14 protein-coding genes are annotated in these 12,460 nt (G+C 72.0%); 10 read left to right on the top strand and 4 right to left on the bottom strand.

All coding sequences use genetic code 11. From position 1 onward, the window contains the following. Positions 1 to 57: 57 nt before the first annotated feature. A complete protein-coding gene (locus EDD90_RS02590; RefSeq protein ID WP_123971531.1) occupies positions 58 to 450 on the top strand; it encodes a VOC family protein in 393 nt (130 codons plus the stop codon). Between the two features lie 38 nt (positions 451 to 488). After that, positions 489 to 1,559, top strand: coding sequence for an adenosine deaminase (locus EDD90_RS02585; protein ID WP_123971530.1), 1,071 nt, complete (start codon positions 489 to 491; stop codon positions 1,557 to 1,559). Here the strand turns inward: EDD90_RS02585 and EDD90_RS02580 are convergent. After that, positions 1,541 to 2,056 carry a mycothiol transferase gene (locus EDD90_RS02580; RefSeq protein ID WP_123971529.1) on the bottom strand — a complete coding sequence of 172 codons (516 nt, stop codon included), beginning with the start codon at positions 2,054 to 2,056 and terminating at the stop codon, positions 1,541 to 1,543. The genes EDD90_RS02585 and EDD90_RS02580 overlap by 19 nt on opposite strands. Before the next feature lie 160 nt (positions 2,057 to 2,216). Between EDD90_RS02580 and EDD90_RS55060 the strand changes: the two genes are divergently transcribed. Both EDD90_RS55060 and EDD90_RS02575 read left to right on the top strand, forming a co-directional pair. After that, the gene (locus EDD90_RS55060; protein ID WP_185148882.1) at positions 2,217 to 2,381 is read left to right on the top strand and encodes a hypothetical protein; all 165 of its coding nucleotides are present in this window, start codon (positions 2,217 to 2,219) and stop codon (positions 2,379 to 2,381) included. Positions 2,382 to 2,473: 92 nt separating this feature from the next. Beyond that, complete coding sequence (locus EDD90_RS02575) at positions 2,474 to 2,761, top strand: hypothetical protein (protein WP_123971528.1); 288 nt, start codon at positions 2,474 to 2,476, stop codon at positions 2,759 to 2,761. Positions 2,762 to 2,812: 51 nt separating this feature from the next. Here EDD90_RS02575 and EDD90_RS02570 read toward each other — a convergent pair whose 3' ends face one another. Then, positions 2,813 to 3,727, bottom strand: a complete 915-nt coding sequence (locus tag EDD90_RS02570; protein WP_123971527.1) for a LysR substrate-binding domain-containing protein — start codon at positions 3,725 to 3,727, stop codon at positions 2,813 to 2,815. Between the two features lie 111 nt (positions 3,728 to 3,838). Here EDD90_RS02570 and mgrA point away from each other — a divergent pair, with 111 nt between their 5' ends. Next, on the top strand, positions 3,839 to 4,831 hold the full coding sequence (gene mgrA / locus EDD90_RS02565; protein WP_123971526.1) for an L-glyceraldehyde 3-phosphate reductase: 993 nt from the start codon (positions 3,839 to 3,841) through the stop codon (positions 4,829 to 4,831). Positions 4,832 to 4,947: 116 nt separating this feature from the next. Here mgrA and EDD90_RS02560 read toward each other — a convergent pair whose 3' ends face one another. Next, entirely contained in the window at positions 4,948 to 5,331 is a 384-nt protein-coding gene (locus EDD90_RS02560; RefSeq protein ID WP_123971525.1) for a nuclear transport factor 2 family protein, read from the bottom strand. Positions 5,332 to 5,642: 311 nt separating this feature from the next. On the opposite strand from EDD90_RS02560, the gene EDD90_RS02555 reads away from it, so the two are divergent. From EDD90_RS02555 to EDD90_RS02545, 3 genes are all read left to right on the top strand, one after another. Continuing rightward, positions 5,643 to 6,053, top strand: a complete 411-nt coding sequence (locus EDD90_RS02555; protein WP_123971524.1) for a hypothetical protein — start codon at positions 5,643 to 5,645, stop codon at positions 6,051 to 6,053. A 70-nt stretch (positions 6,054 to 6,123) separates the two neighbouring features. Beyond that, on the top strand, positions 6,124 to 8,463 hold the full coding sequence (locus EDD90_RS02550) for an FHA domain-containing protein (RefSeq protein ID WP_123971523.1): 2,340 nt from the start codon (positions 6,124 to 6,126) through the stop codon (positions 8,461 to 8,463). Positions 8,464 to 8,494: 31 nt separating this feature from the next. Next, complete coding sequence (locus EDD90_RS02545) at positions 8,495 to 9,046, top strand: hypothetical protein (RefSeq protein WP_123971522.1); 552 nt, start codon at positions 8,495 to 8,497, stop codon at positions 9,044 to 9,046. Here the strand turns inward: EDD90_RS02545 and EDD90_RS02540 are convergent. Continuing rightward, positions 9,043 to 10,335 (bottom strand): streptophobe family protein, encoded by a 1,293-nt coding sequence (locus EDD90_RS02540; protein WP_260327528.1) that lies wholly within the window; start codon positions 10,333 to 10,335, stop codon positions 9,043 to 9,045. The genes EDD90_RS02545 and EDD90_RS02540 overlap by 4 nt on opposite strands. Positions 10,336 to 10,490: 155 nt before the next feature. On the opposite strand from EDD90_RS02540, the gene EDD90_RS02535 reads away from it, so the two are divergent. Together EDD90_RS02535 and EDD90_RS02530 are read left to right on the top strand one after the other, a co-directional pair. Next, positions 10,491 to 11,816, top strand: a complete 1,326-nt coding sequence (locus EDD90_RS02535) for a DUF6777 domain-containing protein (protein WP_185148880.1) — start codon at positions 10,491 to 10,493, stop codon at positions 11,814 to 11,816. 118 nt (positions 11,817 to 11,934) lie between these two features. Next, positions 11,935 to 12,387 carry an ATP-binding protein gene (locus EDD90_RS02530; protein ID WP_123971521.1) on the top strand — a complete coding sequence of 151 codons (453 nt, stop codon included), beginning with the start codon at positions 11,935 to 11,937 and terminating at the stop codon, positions 12,385 to 12,387. Positions 12,388 to 12,460: the final 73 nt, after the last annotated feature.

The following is a 12,460-nucleotide window of genomic DNA, read 5'->3' as shown; positions in this document are numbered from 1 at the left end:
ATCCGTTACGTTTTACGTATAACCTCTCCCGCTAACCGCCCCCACCGAAAGGCCCCCATGCGACGCGTCGCCCTGGTCACCCTCGTCGTCGGCGACTACGACGAGGCGATCCGCTTCTACACCGAGGCCCTGGGGTTCCGGCTGGTCGAGGACGAGCCCCGCCCGGACGGGTCCCGCTGGGTCGTCGTCGAACCCGGCGCGCAGGGCCATGGCACCGGACTGCTGCTCGCCCGGGCCAAGGACGGGGACCAGCGTGCCCGCGTCGGCGACCAGACCGGCGGGCGTGTCGGGTTCTTCCTGCACACCGACGACTTCGCCCGTGACCACGCCCGGATGGCCGCCGCCGGTGTGACCTTCCTGGAGGAGCCGCGGCACGAGCCGTACGGCACCGTCGCCGTCTTCCAGGACCTCTACGGCAACCGCTGGGACCTGCTCCAGCCCGCCGTCTGACCGAACACCCCGAACCAGTTGCCGAGGAAAGCTCCACCATGCTCGCTACGCGCGTAGACGCAGATCTGATCCGCCGCCTCCCCAAGGCTGTCCTGCACGACCACCTCGACGGCGGCCTGCGCCCCGCCACCCTTGTCGAGCTCGCGGCCGAGATCGGGCACACCCTGCCCACCACCGACCCCGACGAGCTGGCCGCCTGGTACTTCGACGCCGCCAGCTCCGGCGACCTGGTCCGCTACATAGCCACCTTCGAGCACACCCTCGCGGTGATGCAGACCGAGGAAGGGCTGCGGCGCGTCGCCGAGGAGTACGTCCTCGACCTCGCCGCCGACGGTGTCGTGTACGGCGAGGTGCGCTATGCGCCCGAGCTGAACGTCAAGGGCGGGCTGACGCTGAACGAGGTCGTGGAGGCCGTCCAGGAGGGCCTCGCGGCCGGTATGGCGAAGGCGGCCGCCGCCGGGACGCCCGTCCGCGTCGGGACCCTGCTCTGCGGCATGCGCATGTTCGACCGGGTCCGTGAGGCCGCCGAGCTGGCCGTGACCTACCGGGACGCCGGTGTCGTCGGCTTCGACATCGCCGGCGCCGAGGACGGCTACCCGGCCGTCGGCCACCTGGACGCCTTCGAGTACCTGCGCGGCGAGAGCGTGCCCTTCACCATCCACGCCGGTGAGGCGTTCGGGCTGCCCAGCATCCACCAGGCGGTCCAGGCGTGCGGCGCCCAGCGCATCGGACACGGCGTGCGGATCACCGAGGACATCGTCGACGGCAAGCTCGGCCGCCTCGCGAGCTGGGTGCGCGACCGGCGTATCGCCCTGGAGATGTGCCCCACCTCCAACCTCCAGACCGGCTGCGCCACCTCGATCGCCGAGCACCCGATCACCGCGCTGAAGGAGCTGGGCTTCCGGGTCACCCTCAACACCGACAACCGGCTGGTCTCGGGGACGACGATGACCCGGGAGATGTCCCTTCTCGTGGCGGAGGCGGGGTGGACCGTCGAGGACCTGCGCACGGTCACCGTGAACGCACTGAAGAGCGCGTTCATCCCGTTCGACGAGCGCAAGGCCCTCATCGAGGACGTCGTCCTGCCGGGCTACGCCTCCGCGCTCTGAAGCAGCCCCCGCAGATAGGCCGCCTGTCCGGCGTGCTGAAGATCGTCGGACAGGACGCTCACCAGCCGTACGCCCAGGGTGACCGGCGGATCCCAACGGACGTCCACGATCCGTTCGAGATCCGTCTCGGGGAGGTCGCGCAGCACCCTCAGGGTCTGCTCGTGCACCGCGTCGAAGTAGCCGGTCAGCAGGTCGACGGAGTCCACCGTGACCTTGGCGACCTGCTCGGAGGTGTGGCCGTACCCGTGGTCATGTGGCGGCAGGTCGAGGCCGAAACGCTTCTCCCAGCCGTGGGTGAGCCACACCTGGTCCAGGTCGAAGGCGTCGGCGATGTGGTCGTCCTGGATCCGGGTGAGGTGCCAGACCAGCCAGGTGACGGAGTTGGCGTCGGGGGCCGGGCGCCGGTTGAGCAGGTCGGGGTCGAGGCCGTCGAGGGCGGCATGGACTTCTTCCTGGATGCGGCCGAAGCCGTCGATGAGGATGTCCCTTGCATGCATGCGACCACGATCGCGCATCGCCGGTCGTCCTGCGTGCGGAATCCGGCATCTGTCGTCCGTGAGGAGACGACGGGCGCCGTTCGCGGGTGCGCGGATGCGACTCGCCCCGGGCCGGTACCGTGAGTGCCGCAGACCTCGGTGACGGATTGAGCGGGTGCGCATGCAGGTGATCAGGCGTGCCGTTGCCGGCGTTCTCCTGCTGTGCGGATCGTTGCTCTGCGCGCGGGAACTCCAGCGGCAGGCTTCCAGCCGCAGCGGGAGCAAGAGCCTGCTGGGGCTTGCGTTCGTCCTGTGCGCTGTCGGTGTGCTGATCAGCCAGGCATAGCCGAACACTCCCGAGCCGGTGTTCCACGGCAGCACCGGGCCGCAGGTCAGGGCTGTTGCGGCGGTGCAGTAGCCTGCCCGCGGAGGGATGCCATGTCCGCGTGGATCATGTTGGCTGCCGGCTGCCTGCTTCTCACCCTGGGTGTGCTGACCCTGACCGGCCGGGGAGCCGAGGCGCGCACGCGGTCACCCAGGGCCGGTTGGGGCTGGACGGCGATGGGCGGTGGCTTCGTCCTGGACGGAGGCCCCCGGCTCCTCGGCTTCTCTTCCGGAACGGCGATGGTTCTCTCCGCCGTCGCCGTGGGGCTCGTCGTGCTCGGTGCGGTGCTTCAGGTCCGCGGTGGGGTGTTCGCCAAGGCCCGTCGTGCCGGCGGCGGATGAGTGAGAGCGTCACCGAGAAGCCGGCCGCCTCACTCGGCCCCCGCGCGAGCCTCAGGAGGGACAGGCCCCGTCCGGGGGTGTTGCGAGGTCCCCGGTTTCGAGGAGGGTGATCAGTGCCCGGGCCGCGGGGCTGGTGGCCGTCTCGGGCGGCAGCAGGGCGACCGTCTGATAGGCGTCCTCGTCCGTGCCTTTCAGGGCGAGTGCCGTGAGCGAGGGCCGCTTGTGGCGGAAGTGCCGGGGTACGACGGCGATGCCGAGGTTCTCGTCGACCAGGTCGAGCAGGCTGTGCACATCGTTGACCTCCAGGGCGACCGTGCGCCGGGTGCCGGTCGAGGCGAAGGCCGCGTCGGTCGTGCGGCGCGGGCCCCAGTCCGGGTGGAAGTCGACGAACACCTCCCCGTCGAGGTCCTCCGGGGTCACGGCCGCGCCGGCCGTGGCGAGCCGGTGGCTGGGATGGCACAGCACGGTCATCGGCTCGCCGGTCAGGGACACCGAGCGCAGCTGGTCGGTGTCGTCCTGGGTGCGGTAGGCGAAGGCCAGGTCGAGCCGGCCCGCCGCCACCTCCTCGGCCAGCGCACCCGAACCCGCCTGCCGCAGCCGGATCTCCACATCCGGATGCCGGCGCCGGAACGCGGCCAGCAGCCCCGCCACATGCACCCCGGCGATGCACTGCTCGGTGCCCAGCGCCAGCGTCCCGCGCAGCACGCCCTGCACTGCCGCCACCGCCTCGTGCGCCGACCGCACCTGGGCCAGGATGCGCTCCGCCTCGCCGAGCAGCGCGCGGCCCGCCTCGGTGAGGGTCACCCGGCGGGTCGTCCGCACGAAGAGCGGAGCCCGCAGCTCGCGCTCCAGGGCGCGGATGGAGGCGGACAGGCCCGACTGGGACACCAGCAGCCGTTCGGCGGCCCGGGTGAAGTGCTGGTCCTCGGCGACCGCGACGAAGTGCTGGAGGTGGCGCAGTTCCATGATTGAGAAGCGTAGCCGCTCAATTCCATCGGATTCTTCTGTTGGACCGCTGCCCGCTGCTCGGGAAAGAGTGGCATTGGTAGATCTTGTGCCAACCCCTCTGGAGTCGCGTTGTACACCGCACACCCCGACCGCTACGCCGACATGCCGTACCGCCGCACCGGCCGCAGCGGCCTGAAGCTCCCCGCGCTGTCGCTCGGCCTGTGGCACAACTTCGGGCCCGACCGGCCCGTGACGACCCAGCGCGCCATCCTGCGCCGCGCCTTCGACCTCGGCGTCACCCACTTCGACCTGGCCAACAACTACGGCCCGCCGCCCGGCGCCGCCGAGTCAGCGTTCGGCGAGGCGCTCAGGGCCGACTTCGCGGCCTACCGGGACGAGCTGATCATCTCCACCAAGGCCGGCTATCTGATGTGGCCGGGCCCGTACGGCGAGTGGGGTTCGCGCAAGTACCTGATGTCGTCCCTCGACCAGTCCCTCAAGCGGATGGGCCTGGACTACGTCGACATCTTCTACTCGCACCGCCCGGACCCGGAGACTCCTCTGGAGGAGACGATGGGCGCCCTGCACTCGGCGGTCCAGCAGGGCAAGGCGCTCTACGTCGGCATCTCCAACTACTCGGCGGAGCAGACCCGGGAGGCCGCCCGCATCCTGGGTGATCTCGGCACCCCGCTGCTGATCCACCAGCCGCGCTACTCGATGCTCGACCGCCGCCCGGAGACCGAGGGTCTCCTCGACGCGCTGGACGAGCTCCAGGTCGGCTCCATCGTCTTCTCCCCGCTGGAGCAGGGCCTGCTGACCGGCCGCTACCTCGACGGCATCCCCGAGGGCTCCCGGGCCGCGAGCGACAGCCCGTTCCTGAACTCGGACGCGGTCACCGAGGACCTGGTCGGCAGGCTGCGCGCCCTCGACGAGATCGCCAAGGGCCGTGGTCAGACCCTGGCGCAGCTCGCGCTTTCCTGGGTGCTGCGCGGCGGCCGGGTGACCTCGGCGCTGATCGGTGCCAGCAGCCCGCAGCAGGTCGAGGACTGCGTCGGCGCCATCGGCAACCTCGGCTTCGACACCGAGGAACTGGCCCGGATCGACGAGATCGTCAACCCCTGAAGTGTCCGGTGGGGCGGACGCACACCGTGTCCGCCTGCCGGTCCTGAACCCGCGGTGGTCTCCAGGTCTTGTCCTCAGGAGACCACCGCGAGGGCGCGTATCCGTCGGCCGCCGGATCAGGACCCGGCCGGAACCCGGTCCAGGAAGCCCAGCACCTGCCGGATCCGGCCCTCCTCATTGAGCGTGACCACGTCAAATCCGGCCACCGGGGCCGAGCCGTCGGCCTCGTTCACCAGTTCCCAGCCGAAGCGGGCGGTGTCGTGGTGGCCGTCGACGGCCCCGAGCGGACGGAACACGAAACCCGGGAACTGCTCGTGCGCCGCCGCGATCACGGCCGTGATCTGGGCGTGTCCGCAGACATCCGCGAGCGGGTCGGTGTAGCCGCCCTCCGGAGCCCAGGCCTCGGCGACCGCCTTGCCCAGCGCCTCGGGCTCGGTGGCGTTCCAGGCCTCGAAGTAGCGGGCAGCGGCGGTCTGGTAACGGTCGGTGTTCACGGACATGGCGAATCAGCCTCCATCGAGGGTCGTCACTGCTGGTCAGGGGGTGGATCGCGGCTTGCGGCGATCCGTTGACACCACCATGCCCGGATCCGCGTGACGGGTCGATTACCCCTCGGGTAATGAAGGCTGGCCGGTACAGCTCGCGCATTTCGGCCAATTCGCGGGGGGAATATGCCAAGAGACTGGCCGGAAAGGTGTGGTGACAGTGTTTCGAAAGTGAACATACTCGAATCTCAGGAGCACTTCACCGCACAGGAGCCGCACGGAAACCGGCCCGCGACGGCACACCGGCGAGCTACGGGGGAGTGATCGTGCACGACGAATTCCTGTGCCACGTGACGGCATACGGCATCTGCGGCGGACAGCGCATCGGCGTACCGCTCGGCACCTACCGCGCGCCGACCCTGGCACTGGCGCTGTGGTGGTTACGGGACCGGGCGTCCTGGATCGCGGAGCGGCTCGACCCATTACCCGAGAACCCCAGATTCCCGCAAGGAGCGCTCGTCCCGGTCGGGGAGACCGTCTCCGACGTCCCGGGTCTGCTCCGCGCCTGGTGCGCCGACGTGGTCCGGCAGGAGCTGGTCGCCGACGAGCTGGCCGGCGGCCGCCTGGTGCGGATCGCCCTCCAGGACGACACCACCGAGTACGAACTGCTCGCCGAGTCCGTCGACGCCCTCCGTATGCAGCGCACCATCCCGGCACTCGTGGTACCCGTCGCCTGACGCATGACAGCCGCCGTCCGCGCGGAACACGGCCGGGCGCACAAGCAGGCAGATCGGTAGAATTCTGCCCATGGCGGAGTGGCCGGTCGCCTCGACCGCGCCCGAACTCGTCCTGGAGACCGACACCGGCTCCACGGTGATGAGCCCGGGCCGCGACTACCACGTCGGGCGTGACCCGTACAGCGACATCGTCATCGACGATGCCCGGGTCTCGTGGCACCACGCGGTGCTACGGCCCGAGGACGGCCACTGGACGCTGGCCGACGAGGACAGCACCAATGGCACCTACGCCGACGGCCGCCGCATCCGGGAGTGGGAGGTCGGACCCGGCACGGTGATCCGCTTCGGCAGTCCCGCCGACGGCCCGAGCGCCGTCCTGGTGGGCCGCGCACCACCCGCCCCGGACCGTCCCTCCGCCGTCTCGATGCCCAGCCGGACCGGCACCTTCCGGCAGCCCTCCTCGGTACGCCGGCTGCAGGCCCGCACGGTCCGCATCGGCCGCGCCGGAGACAACGACGTCGTCGTGGACGACCTGGTCGTCTCCCGCCACCACGCCGAACTGCGCGCCCACCCCGACGGCAGCTACGAGATCGTCGACCTCGACAGCCACAACGGCACCTTCCTCAACGGCCGCACCGTCACCCGCGCCCCCGTCGGCCCCCGGGACGTCGTGGGCATCGGCCACTCGGCGTTCTGCCTGGTCGACGGCCAGCTGCAGGAGTACGTCGACACCGGCGAGGTCTCCCTCGACGTCCAGGACCTCACCGTCACCGCCGGCCGCGACCGCAGGATCCTGCTGGACCACGTCGCCTTCCCGGTGGGCGAGAAATGCCTGCTCGCCGTCGTCGGACCGAGCGGCGCGGGCAAGTCCACGCTGCTCGGTGCCCTCACCGGACAGCGCCCCGCCGAACACGGCACCGTCCTGTACGACGGCCGCGACCTCTACCGCGACTACGCCGAGCTGCGCCAGCGCATCGGCCTGGTCCCGCAGGACGACATCCTGCATGTCCAGCTGACCGTGCGCAGTGCCCTCACCTACGCCGCCGAACTGCGTTTCCCCGAGGACACAGCGAAGGCCGAGCGCCGGGAACGGGTCGAGGAGGTCATCCGGGAACTCGGCCTCGAACAGCGCGCCGAGCAGCGCGTGCACAGCCTCTCCGGCGGGCAGCGCAAACGGGTGAGCGTCGCCCTGGAACTGCTGACCAAGCCGTCGCTGCTCTTCCTCGACGAGCCGACCTCGGGACTCGACCCCGGCATGGACCGTTCGGTGATGAACATGCTGCGCGGCCTCGCCGACGACGGCCGTACCGTCATCGTCGTCACCCACAGTGTGCTCAGCCTGGACGTCTGCGACCGGCTCCTCGTCCTTGCGCCGGGCGGCCGGACCGCCTACTTCGGGCCGCCCGGCGAAGCCCTCGCCTTCTTCGGGTTCGACGAGTGGCCCGAGGCCTTCGAGGCGTTCGAGCGGGACACCGACCGGGACTGGGCCGGGGAGTACCGCGCTTCGTCGTACCACCGGAAGTACATCGTGAACGCCAGCGCGCAGCCGGTGCTGCCGCGCAGCGGCCCGGTCGCCCCGGCCCCGCCGCCGCGACCGCGCAGCTGGGGCGCCCAGTTCTCCACACTGGTGCGCCGCTACACCGCCGCGCTCGCCGCCGACCGGACCTTCCTCGCCATCATGATCGCGCTGCCGTTCGTCATGGGCGCGATGGCCCGGGCCGTCGCCGGCAGCAGGCTCACCCTCGACACCGCGACCAACGTGCTGCTCATCCTGTGCGTGGGCGGCGTGCTGATCGGCGCGGCCAACGCCGTGCGCGAACTGGTCAAGGAACGCACCGTCTACCAGCGGGAGAGAGCCGTCGGCCTGCCCAGGTCGGCGTACGTGATGTCGAAGGTCGTCGTCCTCGGCACGATCACGGTCCTCCAGTCGATCGTGCTCACCCAGGTGGGCCTGGCCGGCGTCGCCCTCGACGCGCCCGGCGGCAAAGGGGTCCTGATGCCGCCCCTGCTGGAGATCACCGTCGCCGTGGCCGTGCTCTCCTTCACCGCGATGATGCTCGGCCTGCTGATCTCCGCGCTGGTCCGCAAGGAGGAGGTGACGATGCCGCTGCTGGTGCTGCTGACCATCGTCCAGGTCGTCTTCTGCGGGACCGTGCTGAAGGTGAACGGTGTGCCCGGAATCGAACAGATCGCCTGGCTGGTGCCCGCACGGTGGGCGCTCGCCGCCATGGCCGGCACCGTCGACCTGCACCGCATCGTGCCCGGCACCCTCACCGCGGACCCGCTCTTCCGGCACTCGGCGAGCGTGTGGCTGCGCAACATGGTCATGCTGGTCGTCCTGGCGCTCGTCTTCGGGCTGGTGCTGTCCCGGCTGCTGCGCCGGCACGAACCCGCCGTCATGCGGAAGTAGCCGACGCGGTCATGCGGAAGGAGGCGAGGCGATGACGACGACCACCCCGGGATTCCGGCCCACCCACGTCGTTCCGGCCGACGGCATGCCGGCCTGGGAGGCCCCTGACCCGGGCCGGCCCACCGTGCCCCTCGACCCGCTGCTGCCGGTGCAGCTCGTGGAACGACACGGTGACTGGGCCCACATCAGCTGCGCCAACGGCTGGGCCGCCTGGGTCGACGGCCGCTACCTCGTCGCCGTACCCCACGACCCGCCCCTCCCCGGCGGCCCGGCCACCGAGGCCACCGACCCGCGCCCCCTGCTGGCCCGCGCGCAGCACGCCCTCGCCGACTACCGGGCCGCCGTCGAGGACCTGGCGGGCGGCGGCCTCGACGGGGAGTCCTTCCGGGGCCGGACCCACGGGCTGCGCATCGGGGTGGTCGTCGACGGGGAGTCCATGTGGCTGTACGACCCGGCCCAGGGACGCTGGCTGTACGGCGACGGACGGCGGCTGTCGACATACGTCACCGACCGGCCGCAGCCGGGCCACGACGGCCCCGGTCACGATCCGACCCGGGTGGTCACCCCCGACGACAGGGCCTAGGCCGGCGTCACCTCGCCCGGCCGGTGCACCGGCCGGGCCGGCAGGGCGCCCAGGAATCCGGCGACCAGCCCCCACAGGGCGCCCAGGCCCACCGCCGTCCACAGCTCCGGGTCCAGCAGCAGTTGACCGGACAGGTTGCCGCCCAGGTCGCCGATGCCGAGCAGGGAGAGGCCGTAGTGGGCGGAGATCCGGCCGGTCAGACAGAGGGTCGGCATCGTCAGCGCGAGGGCGATCGCGAGATGCAGGGCGTGTTGCCAGGGGCGGATCCGGGCCGGGGACCGCACCGCCATCAGGAACGCCACCGCGAGCAGCAGCACCGCGGCCACCCCGGCGAGCCACCACCAGCGGCCGTCGTGGGCGGTGATCGTGCGCAGGTTCAGGGTCGAGACGTCCGGGGTGCGCAGCACCTCCGCGAGCACATGCGGCACCGGCAGGCCGAACGGGCCGTCGATCCTGCCGTGCCAGGTGGCGCCCAGGCCGAGTGTGAGGGCCAGCCACGCCAGGTTGGGCAGCCCGAGCAGGACCACCGCGAGGGTCTCCCTGCCATGCCCGCGCGTCACCATCACGACCAGCGCGGCCACCAGGGCCAGACCCACGTACGACAGCAGGAGCACGACCATCGCGTACGCCGCCGGGCGCACCGACGCCTGGAAGCGCAGCAGCCGCCCCGGCAGCGGCGCCCCGGGCGACACCAGCAGCGCCAGCAGCAGGATCCCGGCGAGCCACAGCAACCCGAGCACCACCGTCAACGGCACATCCGTCGTGAACCCCACCCTCGGGGAGGCGTCCAGCAGGCCGGTGAGGTCGCTGAGCGTGCCGCTGCCCACGTCCAAGGCGAAGGTGTGCCGGGCACCGAGAGCGAACCCGAGCAGCGCCAGCACCCACAGCGCCGCGATCCGGGCCGCCCACCCGGCCAGCTCCCGGGCACCGGCCACCGCCCGGTGCCGTAGCGGCCGCAGAAAGCCCCCGGCGACCGTCAGCGCTCCGACCAGCGTCACCGACAGCGGTACGACGGTCAGCCCGGCGTTGGTCCGGGCCAGATCGCCCGCGTTCCCCGACAGCTCGACGGTGCCGCCGACCGCCGTCACCACGGTCGCCAGCACCACCGGCAGGAACGCGCCCTTCGGCAGGTCCGACGCCCCCGCCGCCCACAGCCCCACGGCGGCCACCACGGCCATGGCGACCAGCGCCGCCACCACCGCGGCCAGGGCCGGCGGCCAGCCGTGCCGGGCCACGGACCGGCCGGCCGGCGCGGCCGCCGGCCGCGCGGAGGCGATTCGCGGGCTCACGCTGTCACGCTAAGCAACGCCCGGACACCCCGCCCGCCGAGTGGGCCGTACGCGTCGGCTTGCGGGCGGTACCGGACCGGCGCACATTGGGCTCGCTGTGCATTGAATGAGGCATTTATCGCAAATGCCGTTTAACGCAACGGGGAGATGAGCGAGTGAGCGTCGAACCGCCGTCGTCCGGCCGCCCCACCGGGCCTCCCTCCGGACCGCTGTCCGGGCCCTCCGGTCCCCCCGCCGGACCCCCCTCGCAGCCACCGGGCGGCGGTGGCCAGGGCGGAGGGCCGCACCGGCCGTGGTGGAGGTCCGCGCCCCGGATCGCGATGCTCACCACCGCGGTGGTGGTCGCCGCGGCCCTGGCCGTGGTCCTCACCCAGGCGGGCGGCGGCTCCGGCAAACACGGCGAGGTCTTCCTCCAGGCCGCGGACAGCGCCGGCCAGGACCCGTTCACCGAGTCCAGCGCCAAGAAGAGCTCCGTCGCACCGGTGACCCCCGCCCCGGCCGCGTCCGCGGCGCCGGCCGACCAGCTGCGCGGGGTGGACGGCGGGGCGCCCGGCCTCTACAGCGGCACCCGGTACACGAGCAGCTGCGACGTCGAGAAACAGATCAAGTACTTCCAGGACTCGCCCCCGCGCAACAAGGCGTTCGCCTCGCAGGCCGGCGTCCGGCCCGCCGCCGTCCCCGCCTACCTGCGCTCGCTCACCCCCGTACAGCTGCGCGCGGACACCCGGGTCACCAACCACGGCTACCGCGACGGCAGCACGACCGCCTACCAGTCCGTCCTCCAGACCGGCACCGCCGTCCTCGTCGACGGACACGGCATGCCCCGGGTGCGCTGCGCCTGCGGCAACCCGCTGACCCCGCCGGTCGCACAGCAGACCACCCCCACGACCATGGGCACCGCATGGCCGGCGTACCGGCCCTCGAACGTGGTCGTCGTCACACCCGCCGCGCAGGTCGTCGACGTCTTCGTCATCTTCGACCACGAGCACGACGACTGGTTCGGCCGCGACCGGGGCGACGGCACCGGGCGTCACGACCGCCCGGCGAAACCCCCGGCCGACCCGAACCCGATGTACCCGCCGCCCCAGCACGGCTGCCCGCCCACGCCAGGGCAGAGCGGCGCGTCCGGCACCACGCCGTGCCCGCCGACCTCCACCGGCCCGTCGCGGCCGTCCGGCCCCGGCACGGTGCCGAAGTCCCCGCCGCCGAACTCGCCGTCCGCACAGTCACCGGGCAAGTCACCCTCGTCCAAGTCACCGTCCTCCGGGTCCCCGCCTTCCGGGTCGCCGCCGGCGGAGTCCCCGAAGAGCGAGTCGCCGTCGGCCGAATCGCCGAACACCGAATCGCCGTCCACCGAGGGCCCGTCCTCCGCGCAGCCGGTGTCCCCGGCGTCGTCCGGTCCCCAGTCGTCGCCGTCCTCGCCCGGCGCGGTCTCCGAGGCGTCCCAGGAGCCCGCGGCCCCCGGTTCTCCGCAGGTGTGAGCCATGTGACGCCCTTGTGCGCGGTCCGCGAACATTCCCGGGGACTGCCGGACCGCAGTCGGGGTACGAGCATGGGTGCAACAGCGACCGGCCGGACCGGCCTCCGAGAGAGACACGCATGATCGAACACCTGGGCGGGGCAGTGATACCGACTGGCTTCGACGTACCCGTGGAGCCGCTGCGGCGGGCGGCGCACTACACCGGCGAACCCGGCTGCATCGCGGAGGCCCGCGACTTCGCGGCCCGCTTCCTGGAGCAGCTCAGGACCGAGTGGTGCGCCGCGATCGACCCCCGGGCCGACGGTGAGCTGCTGCTGGTCGTGAGCGAGCTGATCACCAACGCGGACCGGCACAGCAACGGCCCGTACATCCTCGAACTGGAGGGCACGGACAGCGCGGTCCTGGTCTCCGTGTACGACAGCAGCGCCGCCCTGCCCCGGCGCTTCCCCAGGGACCCCGAGCGGGTCGGCCGGCACGGTCTGGAGATAGTGCACGCCCTGGCCACCGAGGTCTCCGTGGAGCGGGTGCCGGTCGGCAAGCGGGTGCGCGCGCTGCTCCACCTCCCGCAGTGACACCCGTTCCCCCGGTGACCGCCGTTCCGACGGCGGCATGCCGCGGGCGCCGCCCCGCGCGCCGGTGCGGGGC

It is taken from the genome of Streptomyces sp. Ag109_O5-1 (assembly GCF_003814875.1).
GTDB lineage: Bacteria > Actinomycetota > Actinomycetes > Streptomycetales > Streptomycetaceae > Streptomyces > Streptomyces sasae.
This window is presented reverse-complemented; position numbering and strand designations above follow the sequence as displayed.